Source organism: Marinobacterium sp. BA1 (genome assembly GCF_041155135.1).
Lineage (GTDB): Bacteria > Pseudomonadota > Gammaproteobacteria > Pseudomonadales > Balneatricaceae > Marinobacterium > Marinobacterium iners.
This window is the reverse complement of the sequence record NZ_BAAFHC010000001.1, coordinates 21,413-44,189: the sequence shown is the minus strand read 5'-3', so window position 1 is coordinate 44,189 and position 22,777 is coordinate 21,413. Positions and strand designations below refer to the sequence as shown.

Genomic DNA, 22,777 nt, shown 5'->3' with positions numbered 1-22,777 from the left:
ATGAGCAGCACCCCATGCCTCTACGGGTCCGAAGCCTGGACCGAGTATCTGGCCGAACGCACCCTGCCGGTCCGGGTCAGCATACTGACCCGATTCAAGCGCCTGCTGCAGGATGACAACACAACGCTGCAACAGTTGTCGCAACTGATCCGTTCCGACCCAGTACTGAGCCTTCAGGTCACGCGCATTGCGCAAAAATTACATGCTGCCAAGGGCTCAAGCGTTACCAGCATCGACCACGCTGTCAACTCAGTGGGGCTCGATCAACTAGCCTTGCTAGCAGAGGGCCTGCAAAGCCTCAAGATCAGCCCACGCAACATGCAGCAAAAAATGTACTTCCGTGCCATCGCCGACAGCCTGCACGCTTCCAGCCAGGCAGCCGAACTGTGCCGGCAACGCGGATTGCCTTTCGTCGAGGAGGTACGGCTGGCTGCTCTGCTGTATGGCTTTGGTCACTGGCTGCTGTGGCTGCATGCGCCGCTACACAAGCATGAATATCAGAAAAAGGTACTGCTGGAAAAAGTGGATGTTGCACTGGCAGAGCAGGATGTGTTTGGTTGCACGGTACAGGCACTCAGTGCCGAGTTGGCAAAACACTGGGGCCTGCCAGAGCTTACTCTGGCTGCGCTGGACCACGACACCTCCCCATCGCGTTCCGACCTGCAGCTGCTGCATCGTCGCGCCTTGAAAGACCCCAGACTGGGCCAACTGGAACAACGCGAAATCAATCAGCTGACTCAGGAGCGCTTTTTCCCGGTCAAACTGGGCAACTGGCTGGCTCTGACCAGCACCCGCGGCTGGCAAAGCAAGAAAACTCTTCGCCTCTACGACATCGCCGCCGACTTTCTGAGCTGGCCACGCGACAGACTGGTCGCACAGCTGCACCAGACCTGTGCCGAGGCCTCACGCCAGTATCATGTACCCGGAACCCTGAGCCCGGCAGCACAGATGCTTTTTCTTCCCTCTGAAGAAACCCTCTCGGGGCTGATCGAGAGCCGGGAACTGCAACAACTTAAGCAGCATTACCCGCCACCCGAGAAACCCGTGCTCAAGAAACCCGAGCCGCCCCGCGAAGAGCACCATACACGTGAGCGCCCCGCAGTCACCACTCATGCGAGTGAGGGTCTCTACACACAGATCCTGCAGCGTCTTCAGGATGGCTATTCACTCTATACCAAGCCGGCACACATACTGCAGGCGTTGCTGCAGGGGTTACACCAGGGCCTCGGTCTTGGTCGCATAGCCCTGTTGCTGATCAACCCTAAAAAACGGCTTTTACACTGTGCTCGCACGCTGGGGATAGCTGATACGGCGGCGATCAACCAGCTCATAATCGACATCGAAATTCCGAGCCTGTTCAAGCGCCTGACCGACAAGCCTGCCGGCATATGGCTGGACAGAGCCAAACGCAAAACCCTGCGCCCGATGCTGCCGGATCCCTTTATTGAGGCGGCACACAGCGGTGATTATTTGCTGATGTCTGTTTTCCACAAGGGCGAGCCGCTGGCGATACTGTATGCCGATGACGGCGATGATGCCGAGCATCTGTCGGAGTTCCAGTATGAGCAATTCCGCCAGCTCTGCGCCGCGGCAACCCTTGCGTTGAAACGTCTCTAGGCAGAGCCTTTGAGACTTATCGCAGGCTTCGTTATGATCAACTCCATCACATCCGAACGGTCGTCCATACTATGCTGACACTCCCTCTGGTGGTTGAGCCGCTGGCGTTACAGGCTCAACTGAGCCACCCTGACCTGCTGATCATCGACCTCTCCAGCCAGGAACATTACGATCGGGGCCATGTACCCAGCGCTGTTCGGCTGGATGCGGCCAAACTTTTGCGAGGTACTGGCCCCGTCCCCAACCTGATACCGACCGAAGAGCAGCTTACCGATCTGTGCTCAGAGCTTGGCATCCGCCCCGAAACCCAGGTCGTTGCCTATGATGACCAGATGGGCCCCTGGGCTGGACGACTGGTCTGGACACTTAACTGCATCGGTCACAGCCACGCATCGGTTTTGAACGGGCAACTGCCCGCCTGGCAGGCAGCTGGTCTTGAGCTGGAGACATCGGCCAATATCCCAACCCCAGCCATACGCCAGGTCAGTTTCAGCCGTCCCGAACTGCTCATGAGCGCTCAGGACATTGTGGCCGCTCTGGAACAGGAGCGGTTGACCGTGTGGGATGCTCGCTCGGCTGCCGAATTTTCCGGTGAAAAAGTGGTCAATGCCCTCAAGGGCGGACATATACCGGGGGCACGCCATCTGGAGTGGACCGATCTAGTGCAGCCTGGCCCAGTGCCGCGGCTGAAGCCCGTAGCCGAACTGAAGCAACTGTTGCAACAGGCTGGCATCAGCCTTGACCAACCCGTCGTGACCCATTGCCAGACCCATCGACGCTCGGGTCTCACCTGGCTGGTCGGCACCTGGCTGGGCATGCAACAGCTTTCCTGCTACGACGGCTCATGGTTTGAATGGGGTAACCGCCCCGAACTGCCCGTTGAACAATCCACTACTGCATAAGTGAAATTCGCGTTGAAAGATACATTGTTTATTCTGCTGCAACACCTCCTGCCACAGCATCTGCTGTCGCGACTGGTCGGGCGCCTCGCCGAGTGCCGCACCCCCTGGTTCAAGAACCTGTTTATCAACTGGTTCCGCAAACGCTACGGCGTAGACATGAGCGAGGCCCTGCAGCCCGATCCTGAAGCATACGAACACTTCAATGCCTTTTTTACACGCGCCCTGAAACCCGATGCGCGTATTCTGGACTCGACACCGGGCGCTGTGCTGTCACCGGCCGATGGCGCCATCAGTCAGCTGGGTAAGATTGAGCATGGCCGCATTTTTCAGGCCAAGGGACGCGGCTATGCCCTGACAACCCTACTGGGTGGGGATGCGAGCCGTGCCGAACCCTTCATCAATGGCGAGTTCGCAACCATCTATCTGTCACCGCGTGATTATCACCGTGTACACATGCCGCTGGCGGGGACGCTGAAGGAAACGGTCTATATTCCGGGTGATTTATACTCGGTCAATGGCACTACGGCCGAGGGTGTCGATAACCTCTTTGCCCGTAATGAGCGCCTGGTAGCCATCTTTGAGACTGAATTGGGTCCCATGGCAATGGTGCTGGTGGGCGCCATGATCGTAGCCGGTATCGAAACAGTCTGGAACGGGCAAGTCGCGCCGCTTCCACGCCAGCCATTGATACTGGACCGATTTGATGCAACCACCCCGCCACAGCTTGAAAAGGGTGCCGAGATGGGCCGATTCAAGCTGGGGTCAACCGTCATTCTGCTGTTCCCCAAAGACAGCATGAACTGGCAGGACACATTCAAGGCCGGCAGCGCAGTTCGCATGGGTGAGCAACTGGGTCAGGCAGCGCAGAACCAATAGCCCTGCCAATTGTCGGCTGATAGGCGCTGGCCGATGCATTACACTGCAACCAGATCAGGTCGCAACGGAGAAAAGCATGAATACACATTGGGTTAACCGGCTCAAGCAGCCGGAGTTCGAACTGGAAGGCAACAGACTGATCAAGGTGCCGTCTGCCGAGCACAGTACCCATTATGTGCCCCTGACCGACTACAGCATTATTTCAGTGAAAGGACCTGATGCTCACAAGTTCCTGCAGGGACAGCTGACCTGTGACCTGAGCGAAGTGGACCGTATGGGGGCCTTGCCTGGTGCTCATTGCAATATCAAGGGCCACATGCACAGCCTGTATCAGGTGATGCGTGCCAGCGACTCAGGCTATTGGCTGCGCATTCGAACCGACATGGCTGAAAATGCCCTCACGCTGCTCAAGAAATACATTGTTTTCTCCAAGGCAGAGGCCGTACTGGAAGAAGACCTGATCGGCATCGGGCTGCAGGGCCCTAACGCATCCGAGATTGGCGACCGCTTGAGCAGCGCCTTCGGGATTGCACACCTGCTGGTCACAGAGCGCCCCGGAGCCCGGCGTGAATGCTGGTTTGAAACCCGGCTGATGCCACAAGTGCTGGAACTGGTAGAGCAGAGCGCCAGCCCTGCACAGCGCAATGACTGGGAACTTCTTGAAATTGATGCGGGCGTACCCGAGCTGGCACCTGTCACCTCTGAGGCATTCATTCCCCAGATGACAAATCTGCAAGCCATTAACGGCGTCAGTTTCACCAAAGGGTGCTATACCGGACAGGAGATCGTCACCCGCCTGCAGCATCGCGGCCAGCTAAAAAAACCGATGTACCTTGCTGAGGTCCACTGCAAAGACGCCCCCAGTCCGGGCGATACACTGGCTTCTGAACAGAAAGACAATGTGGGTCAAGTCGTGCGTGCAGCCCATATTCCAGGCGGTTACAGGCTGCTGGCTGTCATCGCCAAGGATCAGGCTGAAAATCAGCCACTGCATCTGGGTAACCCCGAGGGGCCATTGCTCCAACTGCTACCGCTGCCTTACGAGCTGGATCCAGCTTTATTCCAGAGCAAGCGCTGATCAATACAACTCCAAACTTGGGCGTGCATCACGTTTATTGATGTACACCCAAGTGTATAAAACAGTTTTTTGTTATTCTCACACTGTACTGAACAGATTCACAAAGCCTTAAATCTGGTTTTTTTACGGAACGAGCTTATTTCCTGAGTAAATTTTACGCTATCCTTTGCTCTGGACTCACTAAATAAAGGAACTCACCATGCTTCGGAAGGTATGCCTCCTGGGCATCGGCAGCACTTTGCTTGCAGGATGCTTTGGCACTCACACATCTCAGGCGCCCATCGCCACCACTTACCCCATCACTGAGCAGCAGAAAATGCAGGCAGCCCATCATTGGGATGTGCTTGCACAGCACCAGGCTGACATGCTGATCCAGAGTGACATGATCAAAAGCCAGCCGCTTTATATAAAGGGTGCCGATACGGCAACACCTTTCAGCACGGCGTTTGACAACCTGCTGACCAGCCAACTGGTCTCCAAAGGCGCATACATTAAAGCCAGCCCAAGCCAGGCTGCCGAGGTCAGCTACAAGGTTCAAGTGGTAGAGCACAAAGACCGCGGCCCCATCCGTGCACCTCAAGGCGCCATCACGACTCTGGCAGCAGGAATTGCCGTTGCAACAATTCCGTTCAATCATTGGGCAGAGCCCGCTCTTGCGCTGATTCCGGCCGCAGGGGCTGTAGACCTGTTCAGCGGCAGCTGGACCAGCGAGACAAATCAAGAGGTCGTAATAACCACCCAGGTTACCCTGTCTGATCAAGTGGTCTACTCAAATTCAAGCATCTACTACATCAATCCGGGTGACTTCGATCACTACAAGGTTCCCGCCAAAACCACCAAGACCGTTCAGGTCAACAATCAATGGTAATCAGGGAGGAGCCCAACATGCTTAAACGTTGCAAACACTACCTGACGGCGGGAGCGGTAGCTGTGATGCTGCTCGGCACCGCAGGATGCAGTACCAGCCAGCCAACAGCTTCAGCTCATTCCGCAGAAGTTGACCTGATCAGCGAAGTACGTGAAGCATCCAACCAGTTGATCAGCAAATCCTCAGGCATCAACAGCCACGATCCTCTACTGGCTGCAACTTTTGCGGATATCGATGATCTTCAGCAGTCTTCCACTTTTGGTCGTGCGCTTACCGAGCAATTTACCAGTGCGCTGACCAGCAAGGGACTGCCCGTCATTGAAGTCAAAATGCGCGAAAGCCTCTTTATCAAAGAGCGTACCGGAGAGCTGATTCTCTCACGCAAACTGAATAGCCTTGTGGAAGCCCACGATGCGCAAGCCGTACTGCTTGGCACTTATGCCATGGGCGGTAATTACGTTTATGTTAACGTACGATTGGTGCGTACCAGCGACAACATTATCCTGGGTTCCCACGATTTCAGCTTGCCTCTGAATCGCGATATAAAGGCCATGCTGCCCCGACGCCGTTAAGCAATGACAACTTTCAAATGGATCGGCTCAAAGGAGCCGGTCTGTTTGAGTTGTACCCCTTAAGACACTCGATCAATACTCCCCCTGTCCTGATCCGCTCACTCTGGCATTGTCCCCGATATTAAAAGCCCGGGGCCTGAAGCACATTCAGGTCAAGCCGCAGGGGATGAAGGCAACTGCCAGCCAATAGGCTCACGTCCCTGCTCCAAGAGCCATTGGTTGGCCTGACTGAAGTGACGGCACCCCAGAAAACCGCGATGGGCAGAAAGTGGTGAGGGATGCGGAGCCTTGAGCACCCGGTGTTTGTTCTGATCGATACGAGCCCCCTTCTTCTGTGCATAACTGCCCCAGAGCATGAACACCACATGCTCACACCGCGCGTTGACCAGTTCGATGACACGGTCGGTAAACTGCTCCCAACCCTTGCCCTGATGCGCGTTGGCATTGCTCTGCTCTACGGTCAGAACCGCATTCAGCAACAATACACCCTGCTGCGCCCAATACTCCAGGTAACCGTGGTTGACCGGCTCGATACCCAGGTCGGACTGCAATTCTTTGTAGATATTCACCAGCGAAGGCGGAATGCGCACACCCGGCTTTACCGAGAAGCACAGGCCGTGAGCCTGTCCAGGCTGATGATAGGGGTCCTGACCAATAATCACCACTTTTACGCGATCAAGCGGAGTGGCTTCCAGCGCATGGAACCAGTCACTGGAGTGCGGAAAAATGACTTTGTGGGCAGCCTTCTCTGCCTGCAGAAACTGTTTCAAGGTCTGCATATAGGGCTGTTCAAACTCCTGCTGCAGCCAGGGCTGCCAGCTGGGTGCCTTGTCCAGTGCCATGGGGGTCTCCCGAAAATTCACGCCGTAAACAAACAGGGCCACTTTAAAGTGGCCCTGTGGATAACTCACTGCCCGCCGTCAGTTCTCATCCACGCGGACGCATGGCCGGGAACAGCAACACGTCACGAATGGAGGCTGAATCGGTAAACAGCATCACCAGACGGTCGATACCGATCCCCTCTCCCGCTGTCGGCGGCAAACCATATTCCAGAGCGTTGATGTAGTCGGCATCATAGTGCATCGCTTCATCGTCACCGGCATCCTTCTCTTCCACCTGCTTGCGGAAACGCTCGGCCTGATCTTCGGCATCGTTCAGCTCCGAGAAGCCGTTGGCCAGTTCACGGCCGGCCACGAAGAACTCGAATCGGTCGGTCACGTGCGGGTTGTTGTCATTGCAACGCGCCAGCGGGCTGACTTCAGTCGGGTACTCAGTGATAAAGGTCGGTTGATGCAGGCGGTGTTCGACAGTCTTCTCGAAAATTTCGATCTGTACCTTGCCCAACCCCCAGCTGTCCTTAACATCAATATCCATGCGCTCGGCGATCTGGCGAGCAGCCGCATCATCGGCCAGCGCCTCGGCGGTAATCTCCGGATTAAAGTGCAGAATGGAATCGAACACGCTCATGCGGGTAAACGGTTTGCCCATGTCGTACTCGAAGGTTTCCAGCACTTCGCCTTCTTCGTTACGCACAGTGTTGACCACTACTGTGGTACCCAATACATCCTGGGCCACAGTACGCAGCATGTCTTCGGTCAGGTCCATCAGATCGTTGTAATCGGCGTAGGCCTGATAGAACTCGATCATGGTGAACTCAGGGTTATGCCGGGTCGAAAGCCCTTCATTACGGAAGTTGCGGTTGATCTCGAACACGCGCTCAAAACCACCCACCACCAGACGCTTGAGATACAGCTCCGGTGCGATACGCAGGTACATTTGCAGGTCCAGCGCATTGTGATGCGTAGTAAACGGACGCGCCGTGGCACCACCAGGAATCGGGTGCAGCATCGGCGTTTCGGCTTCGATGAAGCGTCGATCGATCAGGTACTTGCGAATGCCGGCGACAATCTTCGAGCGCATCTCGAACACCTTGCGCGACTGATCGTTCATGATCAGGTCGACATAACGCTGGCGATAGCGCATCTCCATGTCCTGCAGCCCCTTGAACTTGTCGGGCAGCGGACGCAGGCTCTTGGTCAGCAGCTGAAACTCAGCCATGTCCACATACAGGTCACCCTTGCCGGACTTGTGCAGCACGCCGCTGACGCCGATGATATCCCCCAAGTCGACGGTCTTGGCAAAGGCACGCGCTTCCTTGTTCACGTACAGCTGAATACGGCCACTCATGTCCTGCAACACCATAAAGGCGCCGCGATTGAGCATCACACGGCCCGCCACGGCGACCCGGATACCGGCCTGCTCCAGCTCTTCCTTGCTCTTGTCGCCATGCGCCTGCTGCAGATCTTCGGCGTAGCTGTCACGGCGGAAGGTATTGGGGAAGGCATTGCCTTCCTGACGCAGGGCGGCGAGTTTTTCGCGACGCTCGGCGATCAGGCGGTTTTCATCTTGCTGCACGGTTTGCTGCACGTTGTTGTCTGACATCGGGGTTACCTTAAAACGAATGCTTAGAGGCCGGCCTTGAGGCTGGCTTCGATAAACTGATCCAGATCGCCATCAAGCACGCGATCACAGTTGGAAGTCTGTACGCCAGTGCGCAGATCTTTGATACGTTGGTCATCCAGCACGTAGGAACGGATCTGACTGCCCCAGCCGATATCAGCCTTGGAGTCTTCCAGCTCCTGTGCCGCTTCACGACGCTTCATCATCTCCATTTCGTAGAGCTTGGCACGCAGCTGCTTCATACAGGTATCACGGTTTTGGTGCTGCGAACGCGCCGACTGACTCTGCACCACAATGCCGGAAGGCTCATGGGTAATACGCACGGCTGACTCGGTTCGGTTAACGTGCTGACCACCGGCACCGGATGCACGGTATACATCCACACGCAGATCAGCCGGATTGATTTCAATGTCCACGTTGTCGTCAATTTCCGGCGAGACAAATACCGAGGAGAAAGAGGTGTGGCGTCGACCACCGGAGTCGAACGGCGATTTACGCACCAGACGGTGAACACCGGTTTCGGTTCTCAGCCAGCCATAGGCGTATTCGCCCTCAAATCGGATAGTGGCAGATTTGATGCCGGCAACTTCACCGCCGGACACTTCCAGCAACTCGGTCTTGAAGCCTCTGCTCTCGCCCCAGCGCAGGTACATGCGCAACATCATGTTGGCCCAGTCCTGTGCCTCGGTTCCCCCTGACCCGGCCTGTATCTCCAGGAAGGCATTGTTCGCATCGGCCTCACCGGAGAACATGCGGCGGAATTCAAGCTGTTCCAACTGGGAGCGCAGACGCTCGACATCTGCTTCAACTTCGGCGACAGTATCTTCGTCGTCTTCTTCTACCGCCATATCCAGCAGATCACGGGCATCGCTGATACCAATGGTCAGCTCGTCGATGATTTTCACCACCGATTCAAGACCAGAGCGCTCACGGCCAAGTTGCTGTGCATTTTCTGGATTGTTCCACACACCCGGATCTTCCAGCTCACGCTCAACCTCTTCAAGCCGTTCACGCTTGCCATCATAATCAAGGTAGCCGCGCAGCGACTGAGTGCGCTCGCTGAACTCTTTCAGACTGTTGAGAATCGGATTGATTTCCATGGTGGGGCTACAAACTCGCTGCTTGGAAAAAGGGAGGTATTCTAACTGATCCTCGGCCCTGTTTGAACGATTGTGCAACAGTTCCTCAATCTCTGCCTGTATACTCGACTTGCATGCCAAGGTCAGCAAGAATGGCCTGATCGACTCAGGAGGGCCGCATGATAGGGAAACATCTTCTGCCAACGGCATTTATGGCGCTGCTGTCATCGCAGGCTCAGGCAGGTGTGCAGGAAACGCCTCAACTTCTGGATCTAACAGCCAGTGTCTATGGTTATCTGGCACTGCTGATCTTCCTGCTGGCCTACGTCTTCGTGGTCATGGAGGAGCGGCTTGCGTTGCGCAAGTCAAAGCCGGTCATCGTGGCGGCAGGCCTGATCTGGGTACTGGTCGGGCTTGCCTATCGCCAGCAGGGAGATCAAGTCACCGCCGGGGCCGAGCTGAGGCTGTATATTCTGGACTATGCCGAACTATTCCTGTTTCTTCTGGCCGCCATGACCTTCGTGAATATGCTCGAAGAACGGCGTGTATTCGAGGCCCTGCGTACCTGGCTGGTTTCACGCGGTTTTTCACTGCGCAGTATCTACTGGATCACCGGCGTACTGACCTTCTGCATATCCCCCATTGCCGACAACCTTTCAACCGCCCTGCTGATGGGTGCCGTTGTGCTGGCTGTCGGCAACCATAATTATCGTTTTATTTCAGTGGGCTGCATTAATGTGGTTGTAGCCGCCAATGCCGGTGGTGCCTTCAGCCCATTTGGAGACATTACCACCTTGATGGTTTGGCAGCAGGGACATGTCTCTTTCACTCAGTTCTCGTATCTACTGTTGCCGGCGCTGGTGAACTGGCTGATACCGGCAGTACTGATGAGCCTTGCCATTAAAAATGGACGTCCTGCCGGCAGCCAGCGCCATCAACGCATGAAAAAGGGCGGTGTTACCATCATGCTGATGTTTCTCGGTACCATTATCGCCTCTGTACTGGTACACAGCATGCTGCATTTGCCACCAGTTCTGGGCATGATGACCGGGCTTGGGGTCTTGAAACTGTACGGCTACTACCTGAGCCTGCATGACCCTGTCTTTCGTGAACAGGGTCATATCACTCACCACCATGCCGAGAACACAAGCAACCACAGCATGCTGCGTGGCGACCACACCGGCGTAGTGCGTCGGTTTGATATTTTCAAAGTAGTTGAGCGTGCCTCCTGGGACACTCTGATGTTTTTTTACGGTATCGTTTTGTGTGTGGGTGGCCTGGCCACACTGGGCTACCTGGCTGATTTTTCCACGCTGCTGTATGGCAGTCTTGGAATACCCCTGGCCAACAGCCTGATCGGTCTGCTTTCAGCGCTGGTGGATAATATCCCGATCATGTTTGCCGTACTGACGATGGACCCAGGGATGACGCTTGATCAATGGCTACTGGCGACCCTGACTGTCGGCACGGGTGGATCGCTGCTTTCAATCGGCTCAGCCGCCGGCGTGGCTTTAATGGGGCAGGCCCAGGGAACCTATACCTTCATGAGCCATCTGAAATGGAGCTGGGCCATCCTGCTGGGTTATGTGGCCAGCATTTTCTGTCACCTTTGGTTAACTGGACTCTGACATGACCGAACACTCTGCCAAACTGGAAAGGAAACCCGTCTGGGATATTTATGTGCGTCTGTTTCACTGGACCCTGGCCGCAAGCATTTTGTTTGCCTGGTGGAGTGGTACCACCGGAGGGTATGTGAATGAGACATTCAGCCTGCTGGGGCTGAGCCTTAGTCTGAAGTTCGATGTTATGACATGGCACATGTACGCTGGCTACACCGTGCTGGCGCTGGTTCTATTCCGCCTGATGTGGGGTTTTGCCGGCAGCTACTATGCTCGTTTTACTCAGTTTGTATACTCGCCCTCTGCTACGCTTCGCTACACAGGACAGATGTTGACGGGCAAGGCCCCCCATCACCTTGGTCACAACCCGCTGGGTGGATGGATGGTACTACTACTGCTTTTGCTTGCAGCCGCTCAAGCTGGGACCGGCCTATTTGCAAATGATGAGGTCTTCATCGAAGGCCCACTGGCCAGTCTGGTCAGCTCCAGTATGAGTGTTGAGATCACACGATGGCACCGCTGGCTGTTTGATATTCTGCTGATCGCCATCGGCCTGCATCTGCTGGGCGTCATTTACCATCAGCTGTTCAAGCGCGAGAAGCTGGTTCAGGCCATGTTGCACGGGCGCAAGCCAGCCGCAGCAGATGCGCCAAGCTACCCGTTCGCCCCGTTCCTGCGTGGATTGCTGCTGGCCCTCGTTGCAGCCGCCATTGTCTGGAGCCTGCTCAACCTGCTTTGAATACAAACAGGGCGCCACATGAGGCGCCCTGTTTCAACTCAAGTTCTAACCGCTTGCGGATCAGTCCTTGAAGTTGTCGTGGCAACCCTTGCAGGTCTTGCCCACCTCACCGAAAGCCGGACGAATCTGGTCCATGTCACCGGTTTTGGCCGCAGCCGCCAGCGCATCAGCCTTCTCGGCAAACATGTTCATGCCACCTTCAAATTTGTCCCAGTTCTGCTCAATCGCCGGCAGAGCGTCGGTATCACCTTCATAGGAGCCTGCAATAAAACCCTCCAGCGGAAGCTTGCTCAGCTGAGCCACAATATCTGCACGGCGTGCAAAGTCTTCTGCGTTGTAATCCTGTTTACCCTTGACCACTTCACCCATAGTGCCGAAGTGCCATTTAACAGCGCTGAATACGCCCTGACGGTATTTGATGGCGTCTTCCGCTTCTGCCGCCAGTGCAGCCGTGCTGCCCAGCGCCATAACCCCTGCCAATCCAAGCATTGCGATCTTTTTCATATCGATTTCCCTTTTCATTGATGGTCTGAACGCAATTCTATATGAGCGCAACCTAATCAAACAAGTTCCCGATTTAAGGGGTATACTTTGAGTCTTTTTGGCAGACAGCACGTTTCATGCAGACTTCCACTCTTTTCACCTTGCGACTGTTGATCCCCTTTGCACTGGGCTACTGGCTGTCCTACCTGTTTCGTGTCATCAATGCTGTGGTTGCCCCCGAGATCATGGCTGAGCTGGGTATCAGCGCTGCCACTCTGGGTCTTATTTCCAGTGCCTACTTTCTGACCTTCGCAGCCTGCCAGATTCCGCTGGGCATTCTGCTGGACCGTTATCAGACTCGAGATGTAGCATCCGCCCTGCTGTTGTTCGCCGCCGCCGGCAGTCTCACTTTCGCAATGGCCGAAAGCAGCCTTATGCTTTGGATCGGGCGTGGCCTGATCGGCATCGGTGTTTCGGCCTGCCTGATGGCGGCCTTCAAGTGCTATACCAGCTGGCTCAAGCGGGATCAGCTTCCCGCAATCAACGGCCTGCAGTTGACCAGTGGCGGACTCGGCGCGCTCACGGCTACCGCCCCTGTCGAATTTGCCCTGACATTCACCGACTGGCGTGGCATTTTCATGGCGACAGCCGTGTTCAGCATCCTGATCGCAGCCCTGGTACGCGGGTGCATACCCAAAACGGCAATGAAAAGGCCTTCAGAGGGCATCGTGGCCCTGCTGAGCCAGACTTGGGCCGTCGTGCGCACCCCGGCCTTCTATCAACTGGCGCCGGCCAGCATGCTGTCGCAGTCGGTCTTTATCGCGACCCAGTCTCTCTGGGCCGGCCTGTGGCTGCAGCAAGTCAGCGCCCTGAGCGCCAGTGCCGCTGCCGGCGTGCTGTTTGTCTCTGCCGCCAGCATGGTAGCCGGATTTCTGTTACTGGGGTTCATCACCGGTCGCCTGAACCGGCTGGGCATCAGCACGCCCAGTGTCAGTTTTACCGGCATGCTGTGCTTCACGCTCGCGTTGCTGTGGATCCAGATTCAGCCCGGTGAGGCCAACCTGCTGGCCTGGGCGGTATTCGGCTTTTTCGGGACGTCAGGTACACTGATGTTCGCAGGCCTGAGTCAGCAGTTTCCGGTTGCGATCAGTGCACGGGTCAGCACCAGCCTGAACCTGGGCATTTTTCTGGGTGCATTCATTGTGCAATGGGGAATGGGTGCGGTGATCAGTCTGTGGCCATCCGAAGATGGCCAACATTATCCCGCCACGGCCTTTCGCTGGGCTCTGGCGGGGGCAACACTGCTGCAGCTATCTGGCCTGCTCTGGTACCTGATCTGTCGCTGGCGGGGAGCCCGTCAGGCCTCAAATGCGGCCAATACCTGAGGCATCCAGGTACGGATTCGCTCTTCACTCAAGCCATGCTCACCGTCCTCATCCAATGCCAGGCCTACAAAGTAGCGCTTGTCTTGAGTTAAAGCTTTTGACGCCTCGAACCGGTAACCGTCTACCGGCCAGGGTACAACCACCTCCCCACCTGCTTCCCGCAACACCTCGTTGAGCGCTCCCATTGCATCCAGAAACCACTCACCGTAGCCAAGCTGATCCCCCAGGCCAAACAGAGCGATCTTCTTGCCGCTGAAATCCAGTGCCTGCAAGGCAGGCCAATGCTCATCCCAGTCCTCCTGCAACTCACCAAAGTCCCAGGTCGGGATACCCATGATCAGGTATTGATACTGTGCCATTTCGACCACACCCTCGGTCGCAATGTCATGCAAATGAATTTGTTCAGGCAGCAGCGCCGCAATCTGCTCTGCAATCATTTCAGTGTTGCCCGTGGTGCTGGCATAAAACAGGCCGATGGGGGTACTCATAGCAATTCTCGATTATCAGCCGCCTGCGCGTATCCATATGCGCTCAGGTGGAAAGGTGACCATGTCCTGTACATAAATGAAAAAGCAGCCCTGCGGGCTGCTTGATAACGCTGGTACAGCTTACTTCTTATTGCCGGTCATGGCATCCATGGAGCCTTGTGCCAGCTGCTGCATCGCCTGTTGAGCTGAGGTCAGGGCTTTCAGATTCTGTTCATTGGCCGCTCGCAGGGTTTCTTCCAGCTCCTTGGCATAGGCCTGCTGCAGTTCAATCAGGTCATTCGGCGTCTTGCACTTCTGCAGTTCGCTGGTTTGCTGCATGGTTGCTTCGATGCAGGCCTTGGTACACTCCATCTGCTGGCGGGTCAGCTCCTCCAGCATTTTGGTCTGGATGTTCACCAGATCACGGAAAGGACCCATCGATTCGGTCATCTGCTTTGTCATATCCTGAAACATTGTTTGCCCCCTTGGCACTTGTTGTGAGTATACATAATTAATCACTATAGACTGAAAGCCGCAAGTCTGGTGCGTTAGACTTGAGATTCTAATTCAGTTCCACTCTTAAACACGAGGTGTACCGATGCGCATGCTGCACACCATGTACCGGGTTACTGACCTGGAAAAATCGCTTTCCTTCTATACTGAAGTCCTCGGGATGCGTCTGCTACGCCGCAAGGACTACCCGGAAGGCCGTTTCACGCTGGCATTTGTCGGCTTTGGTGACGAAACTGACAATACCGTTCTGGAACTCACCCACAACTGGGACACCGATCAGTATGACCTTGGCACCGGCTATGGTCATATCGCCATCGAAGTGGATGATGTGTACGAGGCCTGCGACCAGATCAAGGCAAAAGGAGGACAGGTTGTGCGAGAAGCCGGTCCGATGAAGAACTCAAATTCAGGTACGATTCTGGCATTTGTGCGCGATCCTGACGGGTACATGATCGAGCTGCTCAGCCCCCAGCGCGGGGACTGAGCCTAATAGCATCAGGTACGGAATTTCGCCGTCATGCTCTGTAGTTCCGCTGCCAGCCGTGACAGTTCATGGCTGGCAGTTTCGGTCTGGGTTGCCCCGGCTGCGGATTCCTGAGCGTTGTCGTTGATGGTCACCAGAGAGCGGTTGATCTCTTCGGCAACGCTGCTCTGCTCCTCAGATGCACTTGCAATCTGGGCGTTCAGGTCGGTGATGCGCTTGACCGCTTCTGAAATGCGGCGCAGCGCTTCACCAGCTTTCTCGGCCTGCTCGCCGGTCAGTTCTGCACGTTCCTGGCTCACTTTCATCGCCGTAACGGCATCACGCGTTCCAACCTGGAGGCGGCCGATCACCTGCTGAATCTCTTCGGTTGACTCCTGGGTGCGCTGAGCCAGTGAACGAACCTCATCCGCCACCACAGCGAAGCCCCGCCCCTGATCACCTGCACGAGCCGCTTCGATGGCCGCGTTCAGGGCCAGCAAATTGGTCTGTTCTGCAATGCCGCGAATCACATCGACCACACTGCCGATGCTTTCACTGTCCTGCTCCACCACGGCTATCTGCGCTGCAACCTTGCGCACCTGATCGACCAGATCACTGGTCGCACGCGCCGCATCCACGACAACCCTATTGCCGGAATCGGCCTCGTCATGCGTGGATCGCGCTTCCTGATCCGCCCGTTCGGCGCTGCCGGCCACTTCCTGTACCGTCGACACCATTTCGTTCATGGCTGCCGCAACCTGTTCCACCTCGGCACGCTGGCTGTTGATCGTCTGGCTTGAGTGGCTGCTGATGCTGCTCATCTCTTCAGCTGCAGCTGCCAATTGAGTGGTCGCACCGGAGATATGCCCTACCAGACTTTGCATCTGGGCCAGCATCTTGTTAAAGCTGCCAGCGATATGGCTGAGTTCGTTGTCACCCTCGATTTCAGCACGCAGACGCAGATCAGAATTGGTGGCAACGTTATCCATTACATCCTGTAAATGCTCAAGCGGCTGACGAATGGAGCGGTAAATCAGCAAGCCCAGCAACGCCAGCACTACCACAACGGCAGCTGACAAACCGATCTGAAATGCGCGCTGACGTTCATACCTTTGGCACAATTCCTGACGCATTTGATCTGCTTCACTCAATTGCAGGTCAACCAGCTCTGCCACCTTTTCGCTGATCGGGTCAACATCGGCGTAGAGGTCCCCGTTAAACCCGTACATGTCACCGTAGGTCAGTCCACTGAGTGTTTTCAGGCGCTCTATCAGTTTTTCGATCGCACTGTCCGCACGCTTTAGCAGACCATCGGCTTCCTGTACCAGCTTTTGTTCCTGCGGGGTCAGGTCAGTGGAAATATAGTGTTGCCAGTCCTGCTTGATTTTTTCACGCGCCTGAATGACAACGGCCAGGCCGTCCTCGGCTTTCATCAGGCTCTTGTCGACTTTGTTGACCGTATCAATGATGTTAACTGCATAGTTATCCGAGACGTTTTTCAGCAGTTCAAGCGGTACGATTCGGTCCACATAGAGCTGATCAATGCCCTGGTTAGCCTTGTTCAATTCAACCAAGGAGGTGATCACAATAACGAGCAGACCGATAATCGGCAGCACCGATCCCAGCACCAGTTTGCTCCTGATAGTCATTCGTTTCAGCATTTCGGGCTCCTGTCAGGCGTTCAGCAGAAGATTCAGGGCAGGTGCCGCTGAGCAATCTTTTCCTGTACAATAGACATATTAGAAGTGGCTTATACGGATGAAAGCTCAAGTTTCAACTCGTACTAAAGGTTGAGGCATTATCTTGTACTATCAGTCCGGTCACAACTGTTGTATCCGTCTGTACACCCGATTCGGTGGAAGCCGTTACAACACGACTTCCTGAAATGCATCAATAACGATGATGAAGGCATGGCTTCAATGAACAAATCTACCCTTCTTGCAGCAGCAGGCCTGCTGTTTTCCCTGCACACCACATCAGCACTTGCTGCCAGCGTCGACGCGGCCCAACGCGCCATCGATGCCGGCGATTACACCAAAGCCCTTTCCGAGCTGGAAAGCCTGGTCAAGAATCAGGACCCAGCCGCACTGAACCTGCAGGGCCAGATGTACGAGAACGGCTGGGGTGTTGAAAAAAACACCGATATGGCCCGTCGCTACTATGAAAGCGGTGCCCGGCAAGGGCATCTGGATAGCGTCAACAGCCTGCGCGCATTGAAGAACCGGGAATACAAGGTCGAATTTGATCGCCTGTTGCCTCAGGCTCAGAATGGTGACGCCGAAGCCCAGAACCGTATCGGCGAAATGTATGAGTTCGGCCAGGGCGTTGCCCGCGACAATGACGAAGCCCTCAAGTGGTATCGCAGTGCCGCCGATCAGGATGTAGTGGCTGCCTGGCATAACCTGGGCCGCAGCTACAACTTCGGCACGGGTGTTGAGCAGGACTACGCTCAGGCCGAACAGTGGTATCGCAAGGCGGCTGAGCAGGGCCACATGGATGCCATGTTCTTCCTGGGCACGCTTTACTCCAACAGTCATGGACAGGACACCAGCATCGATACCAACATTCTGGCCTACGCCTGGATGCACAACGCGGCCGAAATGGGCAACGGCACTGCCCGCGCCATCGAGGCTCGCCTGTTGATGAAGCTGGATGAATCTCAACTGGAGGAAGCCCAGTCTCTGGCCGAGCGCTACAAGGCCAAGTTCGTCACGCCATTCAAGTAATGCCCTCTCCCTGCCAGCACCGCTGGCAGGGTTTCACCCTGATACCGCCCTGGTGCTACAATCCGTCGCCAACCCAACCGATGGATCCGGACATGCCGATGCACCGCCCCTTTGCTGAAGAGTTTACCGACACCCGCCCGGCCTCACTGGTCAAGCGCCTGCTGGCCATGGTGTATGACGCATTGCTGGTAATTGCGATCTGGATGATTGTAGGTGGGATCGGTGTCATGCTGAACGATGGCGAAGCGATCAGCGCTCAGACCAGTTCACCGTCAGCGGTTGCCCTGTTCAACTCGGCGCTGTTTTGTATCACATTTCTGTTTTTCGGCTTTTTCTGGACCCGCAATGGACAGACACTGGGCATGCTCGCCTGGCGCCTCCGGGTTCAGACACTTGAAGGCGGACGCCTGAGCTGGAGCAAGGCGCTGGTGCGATTCCTCTGCGCCATCCCATCCCTGGGCCTGTTCGGCATAGGACTGCTCTGGATGCTGTTTACGGATGAGCGCTTGAGCTGGCATGACCGCTGGTCAGGCAGCTGTATTGTTCAGCTGCCCAAACCCTCACCACAAAAACCGTAATCAATCTGAAGTTTAACCCGCTCGACGCAGCAGCCAGCCACCTGCCACCATGCACAGCAGCACTGGCAGCACTACTGCGATGAAGGGCGGGAAGCCAAACACGGTACTGGCCGGACCAAGCAGGTCTTGTGCAAATTTGAACAGTAAACCGAACACAACCCCCGCAATCACCCGCTGGCCGACCGTCACGCTGCGCAGTGGACCAAAAATGAATGAAACACCAATCAGCACCAGTGCCAAAATTGCCAGGGGCTGTAACAGCTTGGTCCAGAACGCCAGCAGATAGGTATCCGCATTGACCCCCTGGGCCTGAAGATAACTCGAATAGGACCAGAGGCCACTGATCGGAAGGTCCACCGGTTCAACCACGATCACCGACAGAAGATCGGGCGTCAGTCCACTCTCCCATGACTCTTGAGACTGCTGCGACGCTTGGGTACGCCCTTCGGTGAACTCGGTCGTGCTGACATCCTCTAACTGCCACCGTTCGGACTCATAGCGCCCAATTCGCGCATAGCTCGCCTCAGCCAGTTGGCGGGACTCATCAAACCGATAGCGGGTGACGCCATGAATCACGCCCCCCGGTTCTACCGCATTGATATGAATAAAGAGGCGATCTTCACGGTGCCAGATACCATAGCGTGAACTCAGCGCACCACCACCGGCCTGTGCAAGCGCCTTGAGACTTTGGGCACGCTGTTCGGTATAGGGCGCGATGAACTGACCCAACACCAGCGCGAACAGCGCCAACACCAGCACCGGCTTGAACACCGCAGCAAGAATGCGTCGGGTAGAAAAACCTGCCGCTCGCATGACGGTGAGTTCACTGTGACTGGCCAGCATACCCAGGCCAATCAGGCAACCCACCAGACTGCTCAAGGGAATAAACTCATAAATCCGGCGCGGAGTAGTCAACATCAGGTATTCAAGCACACCCACAAAGGTGTAGTGATCATCGACATCATCCAACTGATCCAGCAGCGCCGAGACAAGGTCCAGACCGACCACCACCAGCAATACAGCCAGAATGGCACCAATAACATGACGGGCAATGTACCACTCAAGCTTCATCATGCAGACTTCCTCCAACTGACATGCGGCAGACGCTTCCGGACACGATTGATCTGTGCGCCCCAGAAACGCTCCGCCAGAATCAGATTGGCAGCCAGCGTCAGGAATATCGCATGCACCAGCCACAGCAGCCACACGCCAGCCTCTCCATCCTCAACGGCTGAACGCGCACTGGTCAGCAATGATAGATAGAGCAGGTACAAGACAATGGACGGAATCAGTTTGGCAAAGCGGCCCTGACGTGGATTGGTTCGGCTCATCGGCACCGCAATCAGTGTCACGATAAAGGCCAGCACCGGCAAAGACAGACGCCAGTGCAACCGGGCCTGTTCACGCGGCTGCACGCTGTCTACCAGAGCCAGCGTCGGCTGTGCATCCAGCTCCGTCACCTCACGCGCCAACTCTGCCTCGGGCAGGCTTATGCCGTACTCCCGGTAACCGGTGCGGGTATACTCCGCCGAGCCGGGCACACCATCGAAGCGATACCCCTGCTGCAGCACAAGAAAGCGGCCCCCATATTCCGGCAAAATGACGCGTTCAGCCTGCTCGGCCAACAGTACCACCGGTTCGCCGTTCTCGTTGCGCTGTGCAATAAACACCTCGCGCAGCTGGCCGCTTTCGCTGTCAAACGATTCAGCATAGGTGACCTGCCGGCCGCCCGTCTGAGACTGGAACCGGCCCGGTGTCAGCAGCTCCAGTTCGCTTCTGGACTCCTGAATACTGAAGATCTCTTCCGACTTGGTAGCCCCAAGGGGAGCAAGCCAGAGCGTCATCACCGCCACCAGCAGTGCAACCAGCGAAGCCGGCCCAAGCGCATACAGCACCAGCCTTTTTTGACTGATGCCACAGGCCCTCAACACCACCATCTCGCTGTCGAGATAGAGCCGTCCGAACGCCAGCAGAATGCCGAGAAAAAGTCCCAGCGGCAGCAAAAGTTCGAGAAAACCGGGAATACGCCAAAGCAGGACCCAGAACACAAAAGCTGCATCCAGCTTGCCGGTCGCAGCATCGGCCAGATATTTAATCAGGCGTGCACTGGTGATAATCAGCAGCAGTACAGAGGTAACAGCCAGAGTTGAAATCAACGCCTCACGGGCGAGGTAACGGAAGATAATCAAAACAGATTCCCTTTCACCGCCATGGTTTCCAATCGGAGAAATGGTTTATAGTGCGCGTTGGATCTAGCTATGAACTGCGCGGCACAACGTTCGGCACCGGACCGGTTACATCACCGGGATGCCTGACATCAAGCAAGCCCCGCATTATCACCCAATCAGTCTGCAATGTCTTGTACGGAGTCGTCATGGATTTTGAGATTATCAACGGCAGTGTCGAAACACTGGAAACCGAATGCATCGTAGTTGCACTGGAAGCCGAGGGTAAACTCTGCCCCTCCGCAGAGGCGATCGACACGGCTGCCAACGGCTACCTGAGCGACCTGATCAACAGTGGCGACATCAGTGGCAAGGCCGGTGAACAGCTGCTGCTGTTCAAGGTACCGGGCATCAAGGCCAATCGTGTCCTGCTGGTGGGCTTGGGCAAGCCTGAGGAGCGCAAGGATCGTCATTACCGCAAGCTGATCAAGGGCATCACCGCCACCCTGAAAAAGTCGGGTATCGGCTCAGTACTGTTTGCACTCGATGGCTGCGCCAGCGAACAGGACGATGTGTACCGCGAAACCCGTCAGCTGGTGGAATGGATCTCGGCTGATTTCTATCAGTACGATGAGACCAAGAGCAAGAAAGCCGATCCGATCAAGCTTGAACAGATCATGATCAAGCTTGACGAAGAGGACATCGAACTGGGTGAAGGCGCCCTGCTCGATGGCGTGGCCATCGCCAACGGCGTTGATACAGCCCGCGAAGTGGGCAACCTGCCGGGCAACATCTGCACACCTGTCTATCTGGCCGAGCGGGCACAGGCACTGGCGGAAGAATTCGAGGAATTGCAGGTCAATGTGCTGGATGAAGAACAGATGGCCGAGCTGGGCATGAACGCACTGCTGGCTGTTGGCAAAGGCAGCGCCCAGCCTTCACAGCTGATCGTAATCGAATACCGTGGCGGCGAGGACGATGAAAAGCCCCATGCACTGGTCGGCAAGGGCATCACCTTTGACACTGGCGGCATCAGCCTGAAGCCGGGCGCCGGCATGGACGAGATGAAGTTCGACATGTGCGGTGCGGCCAGCGTACTCGGTACCATGGAAGCGCTGGCCGAGATGCAGCTGCCGATCAACGTAGTTGGTATCATTGCCGCCGCCGAGAACATGCCCGGCAGCAAGGCCACCAAGCCGGGTGACATCGTCACCACCATGTCCGGACAGACCGTTGAGATTCTCAACACCGATGCCGAAGGCCGTCTGGTGCTGTGTGATGCACTCACCTATGCCGGTCGTTTCGAGCCTCAATCCGTGGTCGATATTGCCACCCTGACCGGTGCCTGCATCATCGCCCTGGGCCATCAGGCTACCGGTGTACTGTCCAACAACGAAGAACTCGCCTCCGCACTGCTGGAAGCCGGTGACTATGCAGCCGACCGCGGCTGGCCGCTGCCGCTGTGGGATGAGTTCCAGGAACAGCTGGACTCCAACTTCGCTGATATCGCCAACATCGGTGGCCGAGCGGCAGGCACCATCACCGCTGCCTGCTTCCTGTCCCGCTTTACCAAGGAGTACAACTGGGCTCACCTGGATATCGCCGGTGTTGCCTGGAACAGCAACGGCAAGGAGAAGGGCGCAACCGGACGCTGCGTGCCCATGCTGTGTCAGTACCTGCTGGATTTGGCCGAGCAGGTCGAGATTGACGAGCACGACCACGACCACGGGGAATAAGCGTGTCCCGCGCAGACTATTACATTCTGCCGGACACCGAGCCCGAAAGCCGGGCGGCCTTTCTGTGCCGCCTGTGCGAAAAAATTCTCGGGCTCGGTATGCGTGTGTTCATCAGTACCGAGCATGAGACAGCGGCACGCCAGCTGGACCAGCAGTTGTGGACCGCACGTCCACAGAGTTTCGTCCCCCATGTTCTGCTGGGTGGACTGCCCGCCTCACCGATCGAGATCGGCCAGGGTGAGCAGCTGCCGAATCACCGTGAAGTCTTTATCAACCTGTCTGGCAGACTTCCCGATACCGCATTCGAATTCGAACGCATTGTCGAGATCGTTATTCAGACCCCCGAGGTGCTGGCCGCAACCCGCGAGAACTATGCGCGCTGCCGCGACCATGGCCTTGAGCTGCACCGAACCGACATGCGTCACCGCAGCTGAGTTGCCTATACTGCATC

General features: G+C 56.1%; 23 protein-coding genes. 14 read left to right on the top strand and 9 right to left on the bottom strand.

The annotated features are described in order from the left end of the window. From ACAM29_RS00215 to ACAM29_RS00190, 6 genes are all read left to right on the top strand, one after another. Positions 1–1,617, top strand: a complete 1,617-nt coding sequence (locus ACAM29_RS00215) for an HDOD domain-containing protein (RefSeq protein ID WP_206835586.1) — start codon at positions 1–3, stop codon at positions 1,615–1,617. Positions 1,618–1,688: 71 nt separating this feature from the next. Beyond that, entirely contained in the window at positions 1,689–2,519 is an 831-nt protein-coding gene (locus tag ACAM29_RS00210) for a sulfurtransferase (RefSeq protein ID WP_206835588.1), read from the top strand. Between the two features lie 12 nt (positions 2,520–2,531). Then, the gene (asd, locus tag ACAM29_RS00205; protein ID WP_369622794.1) at positions 2,532–3,395 is read left to right on the top strand and encodes an archaetidylserine decarboxylase; all 864 of its coding nucleotides are present in this window, start codon (positions 2,532–2,534) and stop codon (positions 3,393–3,395) included. Positions 3,396–3,471: 76 nt separating this feature from the next. Continuing rightward, entirely contained in the window at positions 3,472–4,473 is a 1,002-nt protein-coding gene (locus ACAM29_RS00200) for a folate-binding protein YgfZ (RefSeq protein WP_369622793.1), read from the top strand. A 199-nt stretch (positions 4,474–4,672) separates the two neighbouring features. Beyond that, positions 4,673–5,341: a hypothetical protein gene (locus ACAM29_RS00195; protein ID WP_091827821.1), complete on the top strand. Its 669-nt coding sequence runs from the start codon at positions 4,673–4,675 to the stop codon at positions 5,339–5,341. A 17-nt stretch (positions 5,342–5,358) separates the two neighbouring features. Further along, positions 5,359–5,913, top strand: coding sequence for a FlgO family outer membrane protein (locus ACAM29_RS00190; RefSeq protein WP_091827822.1), 555 nt, complete (start codon positions 5,359–5,361; stop codon positions 5,911–5,913). Between the two features lie 152 nt (positions 5,914–6,065). Here the strand turns inward: ACAM29_RS00190 and ung are convergent, their stop codons facing one another. The 3 genes from ung to prfB all read right to left on the bottom strand — a co-directional run bounded on the left by ung (position 6,066) and on the right by prfB (position 9,473). Beyond that, the gene (gene ung, locus ACAM29_RS00185) at positions 6,066–6,755 is read right to left on the bottom strand and encodes a uracil-DNA glycosylase (protein ID WP_369622792.1); all 690 of its coding nucleotides are present in this window, start codon (positions 6,753–6,755) and stop codon (positions 6,066–6,068) included. 85 nt (positions 6,756–6,840) lie between these two features. Then, positions 6,841–8,355 (bottom strand): lysine--tRNA ligase, encoded by a 1,515-nt coding sequence (gene lysS / locus ACAM29_RS00180; protein WP_091827824.1) that lies wholly within the window; start codon positions 8,353–8,355, stop codon positions 6,841–6,843. Positions 8,356–8,378: 23 nt separating this feature from the next. Beyond that, positions 8,379–9,473, bottom strand: a complete 1,095-nt coding sequence (gene prfB, locus ACAM29_RS00175; protein WP_369622791.1) for a peptide chain release factor 2 — start codon at positions 9,471–9,473, stop codon at positions 8,379–8,381. Positions 9,474–9,631: 158 nt separating this feature from the next. Here prfB and nhaD point away from each other — a divergent pair, with 158 nt between their 5' ends. Both nhaD and ACAM29_RS00165 read left to right on the top strand, forming a co-directional pair. After that, the gene (gene nhaD, locus ACAM29_RS00170; RefSeq protein WP_369622790.1) at positions 9,632–11,080 is read left to right on the top strand and encodes a sodium:proton antiporter NhaD; all 1,449 of its coding nucleotides are present in this window, start codon (positions 9,632–9,634) and stop codon (positions 11,078–11,080) included. Between the two features lies 1 nt (position 11,081). Beyond that, a complete protein-coding gene (locus ACAM29_RS00165; RefSeq protein WP_369622789.1) occupies positions 11,082–11,810 on the top strand; it encodes a cytochrome b/b6 domain-containing protein in 729 nt (242 codons plus the stop codon). A 60-nt stretch (positions 11,811–11,870) separates the two neighbouring features. On the opposite strand, the gene ACAM29_RS00160 is transcribed toward ACAM29_RS00165, so the two are convergent. Beyond that, a complete protein-coding gene (locus ACAM29_RS00160) occupies positions 11,871–12,314 on the bottom strand; it encodes a cytochrome c (RefSeq protein ID WP_091827828.1) in 444 nt (147 codons plus the stop codon). A gap of 116 nt (positions 12,315–12,430) precedes the next feature. On the opposite strand from ACAM29_RS00160, the gene ACAM29_RS00155 reads away from it, so the two are divergent. After that, positions 12,431–13,678, top strand: coding sequence for an MFS transporter (locus ACAM29_RS00155; RefSeq protein ID WP_369622788.1), 1,248 nt, complete (start codon positions 12,431–12,433; stop codon positions 13,676–13,678). Here the strand turns inward: ACAM29_RS00155 and fldB are convergent. Together fldB and ACAM29_RS00145 are read right to left on the bottom strand one after the other, a co-directional pair. Further along, a complete protein-coding gene (gene fldB / locus ACAM29_RS00150) occupies positions 13,651–14,166 on the bottom strand; it encodes a flavodoxin FldB (protein WP_369622787.1) in 516 nt (171 codons plus the stop codon). The genes ACAM29_RS00155 and fldB overlap by 28 nt on opposite strands. A 120-nt stretch (positions 14,167–14,286) precedes the next feature. Continuing rightward, a complete protein-coding gene (locus ACAM29_RS00145; RefSeq protein WP_091827831.1) occupies positions 14,287–14,619 on the bottom strand; it encodes a phasin family protein in 333 nt (110 codons plus the stop codon). Positions 14,620–14,743: 124 nt separating this feature from the next. On the opposite strand from ACAM29_RS00145, the gene gloA reads away from it, so the two are divergent. Continuing rightward, complete coding sequence (gene gloA / locus ACAM29_RS00140) at positions 14,744–15,142, top strand: lactoylglutathione lyase (RefSeq protein ID WP_206835606.1); 399 nt, start codon at positions 14,744–14,746, stop codon at positions 15,140–15,142. Between the two features lie 11 nt (positions 15,143–15,153). Here gloA and ACAM29_RS00135 read toward each other — a convergent pair whose 3' ends face one another. Then, positions 15,154–16,782 (bottom strand): methyl-accepting chemotaxis protein, encoded by a 1,629-nt coding sequence (locus tag ACAM29_RS00135; protein WP_369622786.1) that lies wholly within the window; start codon positions 16,780–16,782, stop codon positions 15,154–15,156. Between the two features lie 258 nt (positions 16,783–17,040). Between ACAM29_RS00135 and ACAM29_RS00130 the strand changes: the two genes are divergently transcribed. After that, positions 17,041–17,847, top strand: a complete 807-nt coding sequence (locus tag ACAM29_RS00130) for a tetratricopeptide repeat protein (RefSeq protein WP_091827845.1) — start codon at positions 17,041–17,043, stop codon at positions 17,845–17,847. 92 nt (positions 17,848–17,939) lie between these two features. After that, entirely contained in the window at positions 17,940–18,425 is a 486-nt protein-coding gene (locus ACAM29_RS00125) for an RDD family protein (protein ID WP_369622785.1), read from the top strand. Between the two features lie 12 nt (positions 18,426–18,437). On the opposite strand, the gene lptG is transcribed toward ACAM29_RS00125, so the two are convergent. Further along, positions 18,438–19,499: an LPS export ABC transporter permease LptG gene (gene lptG / locus ACAM29_RS00120; protein WP_206835613.1), complete on the bottom strand. Its 1,062-nt coding sequence runs from the start codon at positions 19,497–19,499 to the stop codon at positions 18,438–18,440. Further along, complete coding sequence (lptF, locus tag ACAM29_RS00115; protein ID WP_091827835.1) at positions 19,496–20,614, bottom strand: LPS export ABC transporter permease LptF; 1,119 nt, start codon at positions 20,612–20,614, stop codon at positions 19,496–19,498. Before lptF ends, lptG begins: the two co-directional genes overlap by 4 nt. A 185-nt stretch (positions 20,615–20,799) precedes the next feature. Here lptF and ACAM29_RS00110 point away from each other — a divergent pair, with 185 nt between their 5' ends. Both ACAM29_RS00110 and ACAM29_RS00105 read left to right on the top strand, forming a co-directional pair. Beyond that, entirely contained in the window at positions 20,800–22,326 is a 1,527-nt protein-coding gene (locus ACAM29_RS00110; protein WP_206835619.1) for a leucyl aminopeptidase, read from the top strand. Positions 22,327–22,328: 2 nt separating this feature from the next. Then, the gene (locus ACAM29_RS00105; RefSeq protein ID WP_369622784.1) at positions 22,329–22,760 is read left to right on the top strand and encodes a DNA polymerase III subunit chi; all 432 of its coding nucleotides are present in this window, start codon (positions 22,329–22,331) and stop codon (positions 22,758–22,760) included. The last annotated feature ends 17 nt before the right edge of the window (positions 22,761–22,777 follow it).